The 17,845-nt window shown below is 61.8% G+C and carries 16 protein-coding genes, 1 tRNA gene, 1 other RNA gene and 2 pseudogenes; 13 read left to right on the forward strand and 7 right to left on the reverse strand.

Going from position 1 to position 17,845, the window contains the following annotated elements; genetic code table 11:
* A pseudogene (locus QMK17_RS18640) lies at positions 1-169 on the forward strand (IS4 family transposase); the annotation flags it as partial.
* A 295-nt stretch (positions 170-464) separates the two neighbouring features.
* Here the strand turns inward: QMK17_RS18640 and QMK17_RS18645 are convergent.
* Positions 465-968: a TetR/AcrR family transcriptional regulator gene (locus QMK17_RS18645; RefSeq protein ID WP_336620169.1), complete on the reverse strand. Its 504-nt coding sequence runs from the start codon at positions 966-968 to the stop codon at positions 465-467.
* A 169-nt stretch (positions 969-1,137) separates the two neighbouring features.
* Here QMK17_RS18645 and QMK17_RS18650 point away from each other — a divergent pair, with 169 nt between their 5' ends.
* Positions 1,138-1,404, forward strand: coding sequence for a hypothetical protein (locus tag QMK17_RS18650; RefSeq protein WP_283510788.1), 267 nt, complete (start codon positions 1,138-1,140; stop codon positions 1,402-1,404).
* A 111-nt stretch (positions 1,405-1,515) separates the two neighbouring features.
* On the opposite strand, the gene QMK17_RS18655 is transcribed toward QMK17_RS18650, so the two are convergent.
* On the reverse strand, positions 1,516-1,929 hold the full coding sequence (locus tag QMK17_RS18655) for a hypothetical protein (RefSeq protein WP_283510789.1): 414 nt from the start codon (positions 1,927-1,929) through the stop codon (positions 1,516-1,518).
* A gap of 207 nt (positions 1,930-2,136) precedes the next feature.
* On the opposite strand from QMK17_RS18655, the gene QMK17_RS18660 reads away from it, so the two are divergent.
* Entirely contained in the window at positions 2,137-4,011 is a 1,875-nt protein-coding gene (locus tag QMK17_RS18660) for an HNH endonuclease signature motif containing protein (protein WP_283510791.1), read from the forward strand.
* 14 nt (positions 4,012-4,025) lie between these two features.
* On the opposite strand, the gene QMK17_RS18665 is transcribed toward QMK17_RS18660, so the two are convergent.
* Positions 4,026-5,000, reverse strand: a complete 975-nt coding sequence (locus tag QMK17_RS18665) for a LysR family transcriptional regulator (protein WP_283510792.1) — start codon at positions 4,998-5,000, stop codon at positions 4,026-4,028.
* A gap of 79 nt (positions 5,001-5,079) precedes the next feature.
* Between QMK17_RS18665 and QMK17_RS18670 the strand changes: the two are divergent.
* Together QMK17_RS18670 and QMK17_RS18675 are read left to right on the forward strand one after the other, a co-directional pair.
* Positions 5,080-6,464 (forward strand): annotated as a pseudogene (locus QMK17_RS18670) (MFS transporter).
* On the forward strand, positions 6,461-7,207 hold the full coding sequence (locus tag QMK17_RS18675) for a 3-hydroxybutyrate dehydrogenase (protein WP_283510793.1): 747 nt from the start codon (positions 6,461-6,463) through the stop codon (positions 7,205-7,207). The pseudogene QMK17_RS18670 and the gene QMK17_RS18675 overlap by 4 nt, the downstream one beginning before the upstream one ends.
* Before the next feature lie 75 nt (positions 7,208-7,282).
* Here QMK17_RS18675 and QMK17_RS18680 read toward each other — a convergent pair whose 3' ends face one another.
* Positions 7,283-7,840, reverse strand: a complete 558-nt coding sequence (locus tag QMK17_RS18680) for a TIGR03086 family metal-binding protein (RefSeq protein ID WP_283510794.1) — start codon at positions 7,838-7,840, stop codon at positions 7,283-7,285.
* A 171-nt stretch (positions 7,841-8,011) separates the two neighbouring features.
* On the opposite strand from QMK17_RS18680, the gene QMK17_RS18685 reads away from it, so the two are divergent.
* Positions 8,012-8,431, forward strand: a complete 420-nt coding sequence (locus QMK17_RS18685; RefSeq protein ID WP_283510795.1) for a hypothetical protein — start codon at positions 8,012-8,014, stop codon at positions 8,429-8,431.
* A 13-nt stretch (positions 8,432-8,444) separates the two neighbouring features.
* Here the strand turns inward: QMK17_RS18685 and QMK17_RS18690 are convergent, their stop codons facing one another.
* The gene (locus tag QMK17_RS18690; RefSeq protein ID WP_283510796.1) at positions 8,445-9,089 is read right to left on the reverse strand and encodes a class I SAM-dependent methyltransferase; all 645 of its coding nucleotides are present in this window, start codon (positions 9,087-9,089) and stop codon (positions 8,445-8,447) included.
* A gap of 849 nt (positions 9,090-9,938) precedes the next feature.
* Positions 9,939-10,026: transfer RNA gene (locus QMK17_RS18695), tRNA-Ser, on the reverse strand.
* A 95-nt stretch (positions 10,027-10,121) separates the two neighbouring features.
* Between QMK17_RS18695 and ffs the strand changes: the two genes are divergently transcribed.
* Positions 10,122-10,216, forward strand: an RNA gene (gene ffs / locus QMK17_RS18700) — signal recognition particle sRNA small type.
* Positions 10,217-10,261: 45 nt separating this feature from the next.
* Positions 10,262-11,545 (forward strand): aminotransferase class I/II-fold pyridoxal phosphate-dependent enzyme, encoded by a 1,284-nt coding sequence (locus tag QMK17_RS18705; protein WP_283510797.1) that lies wholly within the window; start codon positions 10,262-10,264, stop codon positions 11,543-11,545.
* A 72-nt stretch (positions 11,546-11,617) separates the two neighbouring features.
* On the opposite strand, the gene QMK17_RS18710 is transcribed toward QMK17_RS18705, so the two are convergent.
* Complete coding sequence (locus QMK17_RS18710) at positions 11,618-13,138, reverse strand: DHA2 family efflux MFS transporter permease subunit (protein WP_283510798.1); 1,521 nt, start codon at positions 13,136-13,138, stop codon at positions 11,618-11,620.
* A gap of 158 nt (positions 13,139-13,296) precedes the next feature.
* On the opposite strand from QMK17_RS18710, the gene QMK17_RS18715 reads away from it, so the two are divergent.
* From QMK17_RS18715 to QMK17_RS18735, 5 genes are all read left to right on the forward strand, one after another.
* Positions 13,297-13,968, forward strand: a complete 672-nt coding sequence (locus QMK17_RS18715) for a TetR/AcrR family transcriptional regulator (RefSeq protein ID WP_283510799.1) — start codon at positions 13,297-13,299, stop codon at positions 13,966-13,968.
* Positions 13,969-14,158: 190 nt separating this feature from the next.
* Complete coding sequence (locus QMK17_RS18720; protein ID WP_283510800.1) at positions 14,159-15,481, forward strand: lipase family protein; 1,323 nt, start codon at positions 14,159-14,161, stop codon at positions 15,479-15,481.
* A 211-nt stretch (positions 15,482-15,692) separates the two neighbouring features.
* Complete coding sequence (phoU, locus tag QMK17_RS18725) at positions 15,693-16,346, forward strand: phosphate signaling complex protein PhoU (RefSeq protein WP_283510801.1); 654 nt, start codon at positions 15,693-15,695, stop codon at positions 16,344-16,346.
* A gap of 37 nt (positions 16,347-16,383) precedes the next feature.
* Positions 16,384-17,187 carry a transglutaminase-like domain-containing protein gene (locus QMK17_RS18730; protein WP_283510802.1) on the forward strand — a complete coding sequence of 268 codons (804 nt, stop codon included), beginning with the start codon at positions 16,384-16,386 and terminating at the stop codon, positions 17,185-17,187.
* A gap of 41 nt (positions 17,188-17,228) precedes the next feature.
* On the forward strand, positions 17,229-17,804 hold the full coding sequence (locus tag QMK17_RS18735; protein ID WP_283510803.1) for an HhH-GPD-type base excision DNA repair protein: 576 nt from the start codon (positions 17,229-17,231) through the stop codon (positions 17,802-17,804).
* Positions 17,805-17,845: the final 41 nt, after the last annotated feature.

Below are 17,845 nucleotides of genomic sequence, written 5' to 3' on the forward strand. Positions count from 1 at the left end.
ACTCCAAGAAATCTGGGGCCACCTGTGCTGCCACTACGCTATTCGAACATTGATGGTCGACGCCGCGCGAGCAGGCGGACAGGACCCCGACCGCGCCTCATTCGTCGCGGCACTGCGGATAGCGCGAAGATCGCTCTCGCACAGCTCTTTTTCCCCCTCACAACCATAGAGCGCTCACCCGATTGTGGGACCACGCCGTCCAAAAACTGCGACGCCGATTCAACCCTGCGCGTCGTCTACGGGCCAACCCACGCGTCGTGAAACGCAAAATCTTCAAGTGGGCAGCCAAACGAGCCCACCACCAACACCATCCACAACCCACCACACCACCCGAATGCACAATCATTCAACACTAACTGAACGGTATTGGTCCTAAGCCAGAGCCACCACCCTGATCGCCTGACCAACCGACCGAATCCGGCACCCACCGGCGCCACTCGGTCATGCCCCAAACACATGATCGTTCAATTCGCATGCGGGGATTGTCTTAATTGTCGTAAGTGGCGGCGCACGATCTCCTTGGCCGTGCTGGCTGGAATGCCCGACGGGTGGAGCGTTCCTCGCAAAGCCAGACCGTCGATCAGCGCCGCTAACCTTTCGGCCTCGAGCGCCGCAACGTCCGGCGGACGCACTTGCAAAGAAGCAATAACGAGCTCGGCCAACGCCCGCGAACCCGAGAAAAGCCGGTCCGCTGACTCACGAAGCACGGGATTGGTCCTACCCGCGGTTACGATCTCCAACCACACAGCAACCTCTCGAAAGGTGTTCGCATGCAGAGGAAGTAGTTCGCACAGCATTTCCGTGGCGATCTCGAGTCGGTCTCCTGCGTCGTCTAGACGGTCTCGATGAGCCTGAAGCCGCTTGGTGATCCGCGCAATCACTTCGTCGGCCGCGCCGCGCATCAGATCATCATGAGTCGAGAAGTAATGTCGCACCGATCCGATAGCCAAATCGGCGGCGTCGGCCACGGCACGCAGTGTCGCCTGTTCTATTCCAAATTCGAGAACGACGTCAAAGACGGCCTCGAATATCCGTTGTCGTCTCGCGGCGGGATCTACAACTCTGGGCATACGCCTTTATAGCAGAGCCGTGCTACATTGCGTTGTAGCATAACTCTGCTACTAAAGGAGCTTCACTATGGCAACCGTCTTCATGTTGCTGCTCGTCCGGTTCGCGATTATCGCAGCGGTCGTTGCAGTCATCGCTATTTCGCTGTTTGCAGTTGCGCTGCACCTCAAACGAAGAGGGAAATGGGAAAGTGCGCGCAATCAAATCGGACCGACAGTCACGCGTGTGGCCGATCTGTACGCCCGACGATCGCCACCCAACGGACGAGGCTCGTGGAAAACCCGCGCCCTCACTTCGGCCGCGCGGCGCCTGAACGACGAGGGGGAGCAGAAATGAATCTCGTCGAGTCCGACGGTAACGAAGTGGTACATCATCTCTTGATGGATCTGATGTGGAAAGTCGGTATCGTTGCCATCCTGGTTACGATCAGTGTGTTGGTAGCGATAGTCATATGGAAGCGCGCGCATTAGTTTTGGTTATCAACGCCGCGGCCAGTAATCGACCGTGCTCAGCGCAGCGCGGCCAGACTCGCGACAGGCTTCTTGGCGTCGCTACCGAGGGCTTGGGCCACCGCTGGTCCGACGCCCAGAAGGTCACGCCTCTGCACTCACGCCGCCGCCCAAAATGCGCGTCGCGAGTCAGTTCCGAGCCGTCGCCTTCTTGGTCGACGCAGATGCCCAGCGAGCTCTTGGTTCCGCCCTCGCCGCTGCCGGACATCTCGATCGGCTTGGGTTCGTCGAACTTGAGCAACGTCCATTTGATGGTGTTCTCGAAGCCCTCTATTTTGACCAGGGGCTCAACATTTGTGCCTTTGGAGAGCTGCTTCGGAGGCAGTTCGCACCAGCCACCGTGGATGGTCATCCACTAGTCGAACCGATTGAGCGCGGAAACCTTGTCTTACGCGCTCTGCGGACTCTCGGGTATCTGTACCGAGACCCTGTCGGTGGTGTGTGGCGTACACGCTATTTTCGATCTATCGGTGCACTGCAACATATTTCACTTGACGCGTCAGAACTTGTGACGTACTCTCGAACAAACGTTCTAGAGATGCCTTGGGGGCGACAATCTATGGCGACGAGTCGAAGAAGCGCATTCGCGGTGTATGCAGGTCCGCAGAAGAAGCCTGTGATCGATCGGTCGCTGCTGTGCGAACTATCCGACGTCTCGGTTCTCGAAAATCAAGCCAGCGCACGTAAAGTTACAGTGGCAGCGGCTATCTGGGATTCGTGCATTCATCAGAACGTTCAGGTTGGTGATCACATCATGGATGCAGGCAACTATGCGGCGTCGGAAATAGCGAAAATTCTGGGGTGTTCGAAGACGGTCGCCGATACGTTCGCCGAAGTCGGTATGGACCTGCGTCTCCGGTTACCCGCTGTGCGAGCGGCATTCGACGCGGGCGAGCTGGATCTGGCTCGCGTCCGGGCTATCTGCCGAACGACGGGTTCGTACTCGTTGGGCGCTGCGGAACGCGTGGAGTCAGAGGTACTCGAAGCGGCTCGGCGCCTCTCGCCTGGTCCGCTAGCTACCGAAATTGCTGGAATCTTGCAGCGTGAAGCACCGGACGAGTCGGCCGAGATTCGTAAGGATTTAGAGTCACTGACCCGAGTTCGATACCGCGACAAAGACATGATCGCGACGATCGAGGCAGATCTGGAAGCGGGCGATGCCGCAGCATGCTGGCAGCTGATCAATGAGATGGCAGCGACGCTGTGTTCGAGGGATCCGAGGACTCGCGGACAACGGCTCGCTGCGGCGTACACGGCGATCATGCACCGCGAATCGTATGTTCGATGCACCTGCGAAGTCGACGATGACCACCCATGCACGGCGAACAGGGAGCTACCTGATCGCCGTGCACCCTTGACCAACGTGACGATCGACTTGGCATCCTTGGCAGGGCTCGCGGATCTGCCGGCATTTCTGGCCGGGCATGGTCTGATCGATGCCGACTATGCGCGTGAACTTGTCGCGAACGGTGATTGGCAGCTTGTCCTGACCGAAGCAGTGAACCTCGCGGAGAAGCTCGGTGTGGTTGGCGGTGAAGAGAATGCGGAGTCGGCAGGTTCGGGAACTGATTCTCCGGACAACACGGCAACATCGGCTGCGGCTGCGGCTGCGCCGGGTAGTCGAAATGGTGGGCACCTGACGTTCAATCCGCTTGGACGAGGCAGGCGTCGGCGGGGTTCTACGTTGCCGACACCACCCGTAGCGAAGCTGGCCGTGCGTCCAGGCGGTAGACCGACCTCTGAATATCATGGGTCGTACACATTGATCGCTGCGCTCGAAGCTGCGATCACCGCTAATCCCGCGCTGGCGGCAGCCCTGTACGCCGACGGTCATGGCGGATTCGTCGAACCACCCGACGGCGCTCTTGGGTACAGGCCGAGCGCGAAACTCGCAGACTGTGTGCGGCTCCGAGATCGAACGTGCCGCCACCCAGGATGCGATGTACCGGCGGCGAACTGCGAACTCGATCACGTCGTGCCGTACCTCCACAACGATCCGATGCGCGGAGGCTGGACGATCTCCAGCAACCTTCACTGCCTGTGCCGCTACCACCACATGTTGAAAACTATGGGCGTGTGGATACCGACCATGCTGGCTGGCGCGGTCGACTACTGGGTGTCCAGTTCGGGGACAACGGCGATCACCCTGCCGGGCAGCACCGTCGGGACCACCGACTTTTCCGGTGACGGGTTGCTTCCGCATATTCCACGAAGGCGTCGGGCAACGTGCGCCGACGAGCCGGGAGGACAGGGCGAACCCACAAAGCGAGCCGATGCAGTTACGGCTGATTTGTCGGCTTGTGTTGCGCCCACCGATGTTGCGCCCACCGATGTTGCTGCGCAGGTTGCACCGAGTTCGGCGAAGACGGTAGCCGATAGCAGCGGGCCGGAGAAGCCGCTGTCAGAAGCTTCGAGCGAGGGAGCGCCGTTCTGATGGCGCCCTGCTACTCAGCGCTTGCCGAGCAGTGCCTCGTGCTGCTCGGTGGTCGAGGTTCGGATGGCATCGACCACTCGGGCAACCTCGGGTCGGCGAAGGGTCTCGGCCCGCGAGACCAACCAATAGTCCAAGCGGATGGAGACAGCGCTGGGCAGAAGGCGAACCAAATCGGCGTGACGATCGGCCATGAAGCAGGGGAGCAACCCGATTCCGGCGGCAGCCCTGGTGGCCTCGACGTGTACGAATACGTTGGTCGACGTCACGGATTCACGCATCGACGGGGCAAATCCGGGTGCGATGTCGAGATCGTCCACCTGCAACATCGAGTCGATGAAATAGACAAGGGGATGGGCTTGAAGGTCCTCGATCGAGGCAGGCACTCCGTTGTCACGGAGGTAGTCTTTCGAGGCATACAGTCCCAGGTGATAGTCGCTGAGCTTGAATGCTTCCGCACGATGCACCTGCGGTTCGCCGACGACGATCTCGACGTCCATCCCCGATCGCTGCTGCGACGCGCGTCGCGTCGTCGCGACGATTTCCACCGAAATGCCGGGGTGGCGGCGTCTGACCTGCGCAACCGCGGGAGCGACGACGTACGCGCTGAAGCCGTCGGTTGCGGACACCCGCACAACGCCCTCGGCTTCGTCGTCGGTGCCCATCAGGGAGCGGACGGCAGTTTCGATGTTCTCAGCGGCAGCCAACGCATCCTTGCCGCGGGCAGTCAGTTCCCATCCATTTCCGGATTTGGCCAGCACTCGACCACCGAGGCTTGCCTCTAGTGCGGCGATACGCCTGGAAATGGTGGTGTGGTTGATGCCCAGGTCGTCGGCGGCGGTGTTGTACCTACCGGTCCGACCCACGGCGAGGAGAATCAACAGGTCGTCGGCGCTGGGAAGCCGACCATGATCGGGAGGACCGTGTGGCACATCTGCATTCTTGCAGATGGTGGCTGCGTACTTGGGTATTGCGGGCACCCGTATCTGCATCAATACTCAGCGATACGAGGTAGGTGTGGGAGCCGTCACAATGTGAATCCCGCACGTTCCGAATCACAGAGGAGTGCACATGAGTGTGGACGAACGCACACAGCCAGACCCGGACGCGACCCCGACCGGCCTCAAAAAGGTCGTCGCCGCGTCGATGGCGGGCACCATCGTCGAGTGGTACGAGTTCTTCCTCTACGGAACTGCCGCGACCCTGGTGTTCTCCAAGATCTTCTTCGCCGCAGGCACCAGTGAACTCGATGCCATTCTGGCCGCGTTCGTCACCTACGCAGTCGGCTTCGTCGCACGTCCGCTCGGCGGCATCGTCTTCGGTCACTACGGGGACAAGTACGGCCGTAAGAAATTGCTGCAGTTCAGCCTCGTACTCGTCGGTGGCGCGACCTTCCTCATGGGCTGCCTGCCGACCTTCAACCAAGTCGGCTACTGGGCCCCGGCCATGCTCGTCGCACTGAGGTTCATTCAGGGCTTCGCGGTCGGTGGCGAGTGGGGCGGCGCGGTTCTCCTTGTTGCAGAACACAGTCCGAACAAGAGCCGCGGCTTCTGGGCGAGCTGGCCGCAAGCCGGCGTGCCCGCCGGTAACCTACTCGCGACGGTCGTATTGCTGGTCCTGACCACCGTGCTCTCCGATGATGCATTCCTGAGTTGGGGCTGGCGCGTTGCCTTCTGGCTATCGGCGGTCATCGTCTTCGTCGGTTACTACATTCGCACCAAGGTCACCGATGCCCCGATCTTCGTCGAGGCGCAGAAGCAGGCCGAGGTCATCAAGGCAGCGTCGTACGGCGTCTTCGAGGTCATCAAGCGTTACCCGCGTGGCGTTTCACGGCCATGGGTCTTCGTTTCGGCGAAAACGTCATGTACTACCTCGTCGTCACCTTCACGATCACGTACCTCAAGGTCGAGGTCGGCACCGATACCAAAACTATCCTGTGGTGGATGCTCGCCGCACACGCAGTGCATTTCTGCACGATCCCGTTGGTGGGCAAGCTGGCCGACCGCATCGGCCGTCGTCCGGTCTACTTCATCGGAGCCGTCACCGCGGGCAGTTGGGGATTCTTCGCCTTCCCGATGTTCAACAGCGGCCACAATGCCGTGATCATGCTCGCGATCATCATCGGACTCGTGTTCCACGCCTTCATGTACGCAACGCAGCCCGCGATCATGGCAGAGATGTTCCCGACGCGTATGCGCTACTCCGGTGTGTCCCTCGGCTACCAGGTCACCTCGATTGTCGCAGGCTCGCTTGCTCCGATCATTGCGGTCGCGTTGCTCGACAAGTTCGGGTCCTCGGTACCGATTGCCTGGTATCTCGCGGGCTCGTGCCTCGTCACGTTGATCGCGGTCATCGCAGCACGTGAGACGAAGGGGCTTGCGCTGGAATCGATCGACATCGCCGACGCCAAGAATCTGGCCACCGAGGCAGAGCTCGCCAAGGTGGGCTTGAAGTGACCGACCTGTCCGGACGTTCCGCTCTCGTCACCGGTGGGGCGTCCGGGATCGGGGCTGCATGCGCCCGCGAATTGGCTTTGCGCGGAGCAAAGGTCACCATCGCTGACGTCGACGAGGTTGCAGCGAAGGAGCTGGCGTCGGACCTTCGCGGTGAAGTCTGGGCGGTGGACCTGCTCGACACTGCTGCGCTGGACGATCTGACACTGGACATCGATATTCTCGTCAACAATGCGGGTATCCAGACCGTCGCTCCGATAGTCGATTTCGACCCGGCCGCATTCAGGCGAATTCAGACTCTGATGGTCGAGGCGCCATTCTTGCTGATTCGGGCCGCGTTGCCAGGTATGTACACCCGCAAGTTCGGCCGGATCGTCAACGTCTCCTCGGTGCACGGTCTGCGGGCTTCGGAGTACAAGGTCGCATACGTCACCGCCAAGCACGCTTTGGAGGGGTTGTCGAAGGTGACGGCACTCGAAGGTGGGGCGCACGGTGTCACCAGCAACTGCGTGAACCCCGGATACGTGCGAACACCATTGGTGGAGAAACAGATAACCGATCAGGCGCTGGCGCACGGCATTCCTGAAGACGAAGTTCTGGAAAAAGTCATGCTGACCGAGAGCGCAATCAAACGACTCGTCGAACCGGCGGAAGTGGGTTCGCTGGTGGGATGGTTGACGTCGTCGGATGCGGGGATGGTGACCGGAGCTTCGTACACGATGGATGGCGGCTGGTCGGCCCGCTGACGGCCCTGGCATGAATGGACCATCGCAACCGTCCAGCCGTTGCGGTGGTCCATTCATGTTGTCAGCGAGGCGAATTCACATCCGACGGCCGAGCTGGGCCAAAACCTTCGTCTGGCGATCCGCGGACTCCGGCACCTCGACGGCCGGGCCGCAGACCCCGTCCATCCGAATGTTGTCACCCATCTGCTCGATAAAGCCGACGACGAAGTCCAAATCCTGGTCGGCGATGGTGTCGTCGACTCCCACCGGATGCGCAATGTCCCACGCATGGACGATCAGATCCAAGCTGTAGAACGAACCCATCGACGACGCCAGGTCCGTCCGTCCGAAGTGCCCGTCGTACTCGAGATTCGCACGGGCCGGATCGTCGAGAATGTCCTGCATGCCATCGCGGGTGTGTGCCCAGGCGGCGACGGGATCGTCGTCGACGGAAGGACCGTCGGCAATCGACAGTCCGACGGGGGAGAGCGAGCCCTTCTCGGTGTCGATCAGATGTCTCACGACATCGCGGACAGTCCACCCCTCGCACGTCGAAGGCTGATCCCATGTGTTCGACGGCACTGCCTCGATTCGCTTGGTCAGCACAGCAGCGAGTCGTCGATAGCGGTCTGCGGTCGATTCCGGAGTTGTCATGAGGTCGATTCTGCGGCATTCGGTGCACCCAACGATTGAATATTTCGGACATTCCGGCGAATTCTTGGACGAGTCGATGATGCGAAATCGGAACCTAACCCCCCTTGCCTGTCCTGAACGTCCAATGCAGGATGGCAGCAAGCTCGCCAGCCGACCCCGGAGGTCTTCGCAATGAAACTCGCTCGCCGACTGGCAGTGTGCGGGGCCATCGTGGTCGTTGCGGCGTTGGCTCCGGCCGCTGTTGCATCCGCGGAAGTGGTTGTTCCGTTCCAGATCAACCCGGCACCTTTCGGGAATCCGAACGGCAGCTTCGACTCCCCACGGGTCAGTTGCGTCGCCGTGGTCGGTGAGCAGCCAGGGGGGGCCAGGATAACGGGAGGCGACCCGACAAGGCCGGGCTGCTACGCGGTGTCCGACGTGCGCTGGCTGAATCTTTCGACCGGAGCGACGGGCTCAGCCCGGATGTCCGACGGTGTGGGCGGATCACCGGCCGAGGCGATCGTGCTGTCCGGCGCCGGACAGGTTGCGGTCGTCGCACTGCCTGTTTCCGGAACAACCGTTCCCGGCGTCGCTACCTTCTTCGTCCCGTAGCTGTGCAGCATGATCACTGTCTCGTGTACCTGAAAGCCCTGGTCTCGTATGGAAGTTCGACCGTCTCCTCTCCTCGGAGCCCGAGGTCGTCGAACAGCGCTTCCAGTCGGGAGTCGACCTCGGCCCGAGCCTCGGGCGTCGCGATGATGTAGTAACTGCGCGATCGGACCGATGCAGCAAGGCTGGCGCGTGTCACGCTTGAGCTCCACTGCCAAACCTTCCGCGCTGGATCTCCGAACGGCTTTGCAACCGGTGGCGGACCCGCCGTGAACATCTCGGTGGTTCCGCCGTCGGGAACAATCGAATTGAGCTGCCTCACCCAGGGGACGGAGTCGTCGCGCACATTCCAGATCAAGCCGAGAACGCCACCTGGGCGCAGCACACGCCCGATCTCTGTCGACCCTTCGCCCGGATCCACCCAATGCCATGCCTGACCGAGCACCACAGCGTCGACAGTGCCGTCGTCGAGAGGGAGCGACTCGGCTGTTCCCACGTAAGTCGGGATCCCGGGTACCGCTGTGCGCAGAGTGCCGAGCATTGCCGAATCTGGATCTAGGGCAACCACATCGCAACCGGCAGCAACCAAGCCTCGAGTGAGTTTGCCTGTGCCTGCACCGACATCGGCTACGCGGGGAGTCTTACTGAGAGACGACGCCACCAGCCATCGCACGGCTGCCTCGGGATACTCTGGACGGCCGGCCTCGTACACTTCGGCTGCAGTTCCGAACGACGTCGAACCGCTGTCTCTCGAATCGCTGTCTCTAGGGCTGTTGTCTCTGGAAGCACTAACCCTGGAAGCGGAACCCCTGCCGCGGCTGACCATTTCCGCAGGCTACTCCGGGCACCGTCTGTTGTCAGTGTCTCGATGCACGGCTACGGCGTTCGTCGTCCAGGCTGTCAAATTATTGTCCATCACGTCCGAGTTGGCCAACGCGGTCGGACTTGCGTTTCATGGGGTACGTGCGACTGCGCAACTGGTGAATCAGGGAGTGTCGAACGAGTTTCTGCCCGCTCTGCTTGCCTGCGCTCTGCTGATGACCGTTGCGACAGTCCCTCTTTCGATCACACGGCACCACGCGGTCCTGTCTCGATCTGATCCCGGCCGACGAACTGGCGCGGACCCGCTTGTGCGTCGCGGACAGCGTCGTCATCAGTAGAGACGCTGCATGGATGCGGCAAGCAGTCCCAGGCTTTCGCCTCGCGTGGCCTCTTAGCGGCGGTATTCGTCGGCAGCACCATGGTGGTTACGTTCACATTCGTGCAGAACTGGCACGACGGCGCACTATCGACCTGGAATTTGGACCTTGCGACCGAACTATTTCGCCGATGCCGATGCCGGTGGCGACCTGGAGGTGGAACCGAGAGTGGCCTGCACACGGTGTACGTCAGGTCCTCGGATCCGGCGGTGACGGTGATCGGGGAGGGTGTGAGTACCTGAACCTGTGCGCACGAAAAAGCCCTGTGCGCACGAAAAAGCCCCTGTGAACGAGTCACAGGGGCTTTCCCTTGGCGGAGGATAGGGGATTTGAACCCCTGAGGGCGTTAACCCAACCCGCGTTCCAGGCGAGCGCCATAGGCCACTAGGCGAATCCTCCGTGGGGAATCATACCGGGTAACCCCCTCCATCTCCCAAATCGGGCTACTCGAAGGGCCGTGATGCGTCGCGATGATGGGGACGGCTACACTCTTCAATGGATCCCGCGCGGCGCGCATCCTGTGAACTCCCCCAGGGCCGGAAGGCAGCAAGGGTCAACGGGCTCTGCCGGGTGCGCGGGGTCCCCTTTACTTTCAGGGACCTGACAGAAGCCCGACACCGAGAGGCCGCTCCACATGTCTACGCAAACCCAATTGGGGTTGATGAACCATGAGGAGCTCGCCTCCGAGCACGAGCGTCAGTCCGCAAATTACCTGCAGCTGAAGGCGGCAGACCTCGCGCTCGATCTCACCCGCGGAAAGCCGTCGCCCGAGCAGCTCGACCTCGCTGCCGGCCTGTTGACGCTCCCCGGGGAAGATTACCGCGATGGCAGCGGAACCGACTGCCGTAACTACGGTGGCCTTGCGGGCCTGCCCGAGTTGCGTGCGATCTTCGGTGAACTTCTGAACATCCCGGCCTCGAACCTGCTCGCTGGTAACAATGCGAGCCTCGAGATCATGCACGACCTCATCGTCTGGGCACTGTTCCACGGCCTGCCTGATTCTCCGCGGCCATGGTCGGCCGAGCCGACCATCCGATTTCTTTGCCCCGCTCCCGGCTACGACCGCCATTTTGCGATCACCGAGAGCTTCGGAATCGATATGATCCCGATCCCGATGCTGCCCGACGGCCCCGATATCAACGCGATCACCACACTCGTTGCGTCGGACCCGCAGATCAAGGGCATCTGGACAGTGCCGAACTACGCCAACCCAACTGGCGCGGTGTACTCGGAGGAGATTGTCCGCACGCTGGCGACCATGCCGACGGCCGCGCCCGATTTCCGAGTTTTCTGGGACAACGCGTACGCCGTTCACCCGATCGTCGAGGAATTCGCTCCGTCTCACGACATCCTGGGCTGGGCCGCCGAGGCGGGCAATGCCAACCGTCCGTTCGTGTTCGCGTCGACATCGAAGATCACCTTTGCAGGCGCAGGCGTGAGCTTCTTCGGAGCCTCGGATGCGAACATCGAGTGGTACCAACAGCACCTCGGCAAGAAAAGCATCGGACCCGACAAGCTCAACCAGCTACGTCACCTTCGCTTCTTCGGCGACGCCGACGGTGTCCGGGCCCACATGGCCAAGCATCGCGAGATCCTGGCACCGAAGTTCGCGCGAGTTCAGCAGATCCTCGACGACCGCCTCGGTGCGTCGAAAGTCGCGTCCTGGACCGAACCGAAGGGCGGATACTTCATCTCGCTCGATGTTCTCGAGGGAACTGCGGCTCGGTCGATCGCCCTGGCGAAGGACGCCGGAATCGCACTGACCGGCGCCGGCTCGTCGTTCCCGTACAAGAACGATCCGGACGACAAGAACATCCGCCTCGCTCCGAGCTTCCCGTCACTGAGCGAGCTCGAAAAGTCGATGGACGGCGTCGCGACCTGCGTGCTGCTGGCCGCGACAGAAAAGCTTCTAAGCTAACCAACACCAGACATACAGAAAGAGCGCGACTCCATACCGAAGTATGGAGTCGCGCTCTTCTGCATTCGAAGCCTAGTGCCCTACGACTATCGCGCCTTCCGGAGCGGCAGGCAGCAGGCCCGGCTTGACGATGACCGCCGAGACGACTGCGCCGAGCAGGAAGATGCCCGTCGCCCACCAGAAGGTCGTGGTGTAACTGGCGATCTCAGCGTTGGCCTGCAGTGCGAGCGCGCTCGATGCCGTAGCCATGTTGTCGGTGACGTAGGACGTCGCCGCGCTCGCTGCGACGGTGCTGAGCAGAGCAGTTCCGATCGAACCGCCGACCTGCTGCATCGTGTTGACGGTGGCCGAGGCAACACCCGAGTCGTCTGGGCTCACGCCCGAGATTGCACCCTGCATGGCCGGGGCCATGGTCGCGCCGAGTCCGAGGCCCATGATGACCAGGCCGGGGAGGATGTGAGTCGCGTAGGAGCTGTCGACGGCGATCTGCGTGAGCAAGCCCATTCCCAAGGCTGCCGCCAGAAGACCGACGGTCATCAGGACCCGCGGACCGAAGCGGGGCAGCACGACCGCTGTCGACAATGTTGCGGTGACGATCAACGCGCCGATCATCGGCATGAACGCGAAGCCGGTGCTGATCGGCGTGAATCCCAACGTGTTCTGCAGGTAGTACGTCAGGAACAGGAACACCGCGAACATGCCTGCGCCCGAAATGAAGACCGCGAGGAACGATCCGGCTCGCGTGCGATCGAGAATGATCCGCAACGGGAGCAGTGGGTGTTCGACCCGCTGCTGGATGCTGAAGAAGACTCCCAGAAGTACGACGCCTGCAGCCAGGAACGCGATGGTGACGGAGTCTCCCCAGCCGTCGGATTCTGCGTGGGCGAAGCCGTAGACGATGGAGAACAGTGCTGCCGAGACCGTCAACGTTCCGGGGATGTCCAAGCGCGGGCGAACGTCCGCCTTGTGCTTTGCCAGCAAGATGAACCCGGCGACGAATGCGAGGGCTGCAAAGAACAGGTTGACGTAGAGGCTCCAGCGCCAGTTGGCCCATTCGGTGAGCACTCCACCGAGTAGGAGGCCGAGAGCGCCGCCGCCGCCTGCAATGGCGCCGAAGATGCCGAATGCCTTGGCGCGTTCCTTGGGATCGGTGAACGTGGTCGCTAACAGCGACAGGGCAGCGGGAGCAAGCAGCGCCCCGAACACGCCTTGCCCTGCACGTGCAGCGACCAGCATGCCGAAGTTGATTGCAGCGCCGCCGACCGCGGACATCACGGCGAATCCGACGAGTCCGATGAGGAAGGTTTTGCGACGTCCGAAGAGGTCGCTCAATCGACCGCCGAGGAGCAGGAGGCTGCCGAATGCGAGTGCGTAGGCGGTGACGACCCACGAGCGGTTGCTGTTGTCGAAGCCCAGGTCGAGCTGAGCGGCGGGCAGGGCGATGTTCACGACGGTGGCATCGAGCACCACCATGAGCTGGGCGAGGCCCAGCGTGGCAAGAATCAGCCAACGATTCCGATGTGACTTGGCTTCGGTGGTCTCCTCCGTTGCCAGTGCTGACGACGAAACGTCGTCCGGTGACAATGCGGTCATGGTGTTCCCTCTGGTCGGATCTTCGGTGTGGTCGGCAAAAGCGGTGTGGTCGGATATGCGGTTGGTCGGCTATACGGAGGTGTATCCTCCGGTTATAGGACTAAGATAGCAGATAACCGGAGGTATTGCCTCCGCTTAGCGGGTGAAACGGACATCGAATGAGTGTGAGAGCCGACACAGAGCGCACAAAGCCTTTGCGTGCCGACGCTGAACGGAACCGCCGACGCATCATCGACGCGGCCCGCGAATTGTTTGCGTCGCGGGGGATCGACATCACGCTCGACGACGTGGCAGCACACGCGAAAGTCGGTGTCGGAACCGTCTACCGGCGGTTTTCCTGCAAGGAAGAGCTTATCGACGGTGTCTTCGAGCAACGTCTAGAGGACGTGCTGTTCAATGCCAAAGCCGCCCTGGAGTTCGACGACGCCTGGGACGGCCTCGTAACGTTCCTCGAGCAGATGTGTGCGGGTATCTCGGCCGACAGGGGCCTCGGCGAGGTGGTCCTCGGATCCGACGAGGGCTGCAACGGCATCGCAACGATGCGAGAGCGAATCGACCCCTACATCGAGAAGATCGTCGTGCGCGCCCGTGAATCGGGGCAGTTGCGACCGGACGTCGAAGTCAACGACTTCTTTCCTCTCATCGGAATGGTCGGGGCGGCCGCCGAATTCTCGTGCGCTGTGGACTCCTCCAATTGGAAGCGTTACTTCACGGTCGTAATCGACGGCCTGCGGGCTCGGCCCGGTACGCCGAGCGATTTGCCGGGCCGAGCCTTCACGACGGACGAGATCGTCGCGGCGAAGGCTGCAATGCATCGGCGCCGCCGCTGAATTGTTCCTCACCACGAATTTCGCGTAACTCGCCCTGGTGCAATTCCACTTCGCTTGTGACAGGTCACTGCTCTGCGCGCGGAGCTTTGGCGGGCTTCCGAATTGTGTCATCCATCACGTATGGTCCGTTGTGCGATTGCTACTGCTCGGTAGGTGAGCGGGGCTGCTGGGACTTACGGGGGGTTACTTTATGCGAGTGTCACGGGTGTTCGGTACGGCTGTCGGCGCCGCTCTGCTGGCTACAACGGTGGTGATGCCGCTGTCGTTCGCTCAGTTGGCGTCAGCGCAGCCGCAGTCCGGATCGTCGACCGGTTCGACGGGAGAATCAGACTTTTATCTGCCACCGAACCCGCTTCCTGCCGGAACGCCGGGCGACGTGATTCGCACCGAACCGTCGTCGCTGGCGCTGTCGGTTCCGGGAATCGGTGGAACACTGCCGGGCAACGCGACGCGAATCATGTACCGCAGCACCGATTCCAACGATCAGCCGAACGCCGTCACCGGGACCTACATCGACCCTGCGGCCGAGTGGACCGGACCTGGCCCGCGACCACTCGTCGTTGTGGCGCCGGGTACGCAGGGCCAGGGTGATCAGTGTGCGCCGTCGCGGATGCTCAACCGCCTGATCACGTACACGCCTCCGCTGGGCGTGATGGTCGAATACGAAGTGCTGGCTGCGTACTCGCTGCTCTCCCAGGGGTACGGCGTCGTCATCACCGACTTCGAAGGCCTCGGCACCCCCGGAGCGCACACCTACGTCAACCGCGCATCGGAAGCGCATGCGGTTCTCGACGCCGCGCGAGCTGCGCAGCGCCTGCAAGGCACGAAGATCACCGCTGACGGACCCGTCGGAACCTACGGATACTCGCAAGGGGGCGGCGCCGCCGCGGCTGCCGCGGAACTGGCGGGAGACTATGCACCCGACCTCGACCTCGTCGGCTCCTACGCCGGCGCTCCTCCAGCCGATCTGAAGCAGACACTCGAGCAGGTCGACGGCTCGATCCTCACCGGCGTCATCGGCTACACCCTCAACGGGCTGCTCAACTCCGACCCCGACCTACAGCAGATCATCGACGAGAACATCAACGACGCGGGCAAAGCGATGCTTAATCAGGTCGCCGATCAGTGTGTCGGAGAAACAATTCTGACTGTGGGGCTGCATCGCACCACCGAATACACCAAGACGGGCGAGCCGATGTCGGTGGTTCTCGACCGTCTACCCGTGGCCCAGCGAATCCTCGCCAAGAACAAGATTGGTGAACGAACTCCGGATGCACCGGTGCTGATTCAGTCCGGAACCTCCGACGACATCGTCCCGCATGGTCAGGCTGTGCAGCTGGCCGGTGAATGGTGCGCCAAGGGCGCGACCGTTCAACTGAGCACAGCCGAGGTCCCGGCCATCATCCCCGGATCCGGTGCGGGTCACGTAATTCCTGACCTCCTCGGTCTCGGTGAAGCTCAGAACTGGATGAAGGATCGGTTCTACGGAGTACCTGCCCCGTCCAACTGCTGACAGTGCACCCGTACGCGACACCCCGCACCAACATCACGTTGTGTGGGGTGTCGCTGTATGTGGGGTGTAGTAGGTGTCGCTGTGGTGGCGAGCACAATCGTGGTCGTAGTGTAGGAAGATCGACTTCGGGTACACCGCAAGCTGATGCAATGCACGAAATGAATGGCGGTCATGGGGAAATTGACGATGTATCACGAGGCGGCTCACCGCGGTGCGTGAAAATTACAACGAGCAGTTGGACGCGGCACGCTCCGATTTGGCCGAAATGTGCAAGCTCGCCGAAACCGCAATGGAATCGGCCACCCGAGCTCTGCTGACGGCCGACCTCGCTCTTGCGGAGGAGACGATCAGCAGCCGCGAGCGGATCGACACCCTTGCCGCGAACTGGGAACACAAAGCATTCTCGGTCCTGGCGCTGCAGTCGCCTGTTGCACTCGACCTGCGGATCATGGTCAGCGGAATTCACATCGTTGCGGACCTCCAACGTATGGGAAGCCTGGCCATCCACATCGCCGAACTCGTGCGAAGGCGCCACCCAGCGCATGTGCTCCCGACCGAAGTCGAGTCCACGTTCGCCGAGATGGGACGCGTCGCCGTCGGGCAGGCAGAAGCGACCAGGGACGTTCTTCTGACCAGAAACGCCGAGCGCGCAGCCGAGCTGAAGACGGCAGACGCCGCGATGGACGACCTGCATCGCAGCTTGTTCACTCTGACGGCATCGCCCGATTGGCCACACGGAGTGCCTGCCGCCGTGGACATCACTTTGCTGGGCCGCTTCTACGAGCGATACTCCGACCACACCGTCGAGGTCGCCAAGCGCGTTATCTTCCTCGTCACCGGCGAATTCAGGCCCGAAGAAGCTTGATCTGCACAACTCGCTCACTGGTGGCAGGATCACCACAATGAAACGCGACGTCTCGGCCTACCTCGACGTGGATGTCACCGAGGCCAGCACACTGGAGTTCCAGATCGCCGTCGCGCCCCATCCGGGCGCCGACGTCTGGGAGGCGCTGTCCTTCACTCTCAATGGACAGCCGGTCGAGGCTCGAGAGATCAGCGGCGCGCACGGAACACGTATTCACAAACTGCACTCGGGTGTCGGCAAGCTCGAGGTGTCCTACTCCGCAACGATCTACGGCAACACTGAACCGGCACCGATCTCCGATTACGACCTCTCGCTTTACCTCCGGCCCAGTCGGTACGCAGAAGCGGACAAGTTCTTCGGCTTCGCGGCAACGGAATTCGGTTCGTACGAAGCCTCGGAGAAGCTCCTCGCCGAAGTATCATCCTGGGTCGGAGCGCGGTTGAGTTACGTTCCCGGCAGCAGCGACCCGATCGATGGTGCCGTCGATACTCTGCTCGCGGGTGCGGGCGTGTGCCGCGACTACACCCACCTCGTCGTCGCTCTGCTGCGCGCAGTCAATGTGCCCGCGCGGCTCGTCGCGGTGTACGCACCCGGCTGCGATCCGATGGACTTCCACGCCGTGGCCGAAGCATTCGTCGACGGCCAATGGCGAGTTGTCGACGCCACATGCCTCGCGCCTCGGTCGACACTCGTTCGGATTGCAACCGGTAGGGACGCTGCCGACACAGCGTTCCTCGACAACCACGGCGGATCGATCACGTTGAACAACACGATCGTCGGAGCCGTCGTCGACGGGCCGTTGCCGTTCGACGACATCACGCAACTGGTGTCGATTACCTAGACGCTGCTGGTCGTGCCGCCAAGGATGGCATGATCGAGGTCATGTCTCCCACACTGCACTTGACCGGTGACGCCGACGCCGACGCGCTGCTGGCCGAAGATCCGTTCGCGTTGCTCATCGGGATGCTGCTCGATCAACAGGTCCCCATGGAATCCGCCTTCGCAGGCCCGAAGAAGCTTGTCGACCGGCTCGGTGATCTGAAGGTCGACACCATCGCACAGGCCGACCCGGACGAGTTCGCCGCAGTGTGCGCCACTACGCCTGCTGTGCACCGGTTTCCAGGGTCGATGGCGGGGCGTATTCAAGGTCTCGCGGAGTTCATCGTCGAGAATTACGACGGTAGGCCCGACGAGATCTGGCGTCGCGAAGACCCGAACGGGGCCGAGGTGCTGAAGCGGCTCAAAGCTCTTCCCGGTTACGGAGACCAGAAGGCGCGGATTTTCCTTGCTCTGCTCGGTAAGCAGATGGGTGTGACCCCAGACGGTTGGCGTAAGGCCGCGGGCGCGTATGGAGACGAGGGCTCGCGCCGATCGATCGCCGACGTGGTCGACGGTAAGTCTCTGTTGGAAGTCAGGGAGTTCAAGAAGGCCGCGAAGGCAGCCGCCAAGAACAAGTGACGCAAGCATCTGCCACGGGCCATCGGTGCCGGTGTCGGTGC

It is taken from the genome of Rhodococcus sp. G-MC3, from assembly GCF_030063335.1.
Classification (GTDB): domain Bacteria; phylum Actinomycetota; class Actinomycetes; order Mycobacteriales; family Mycobacteriaceae; genus Rhodococcoides.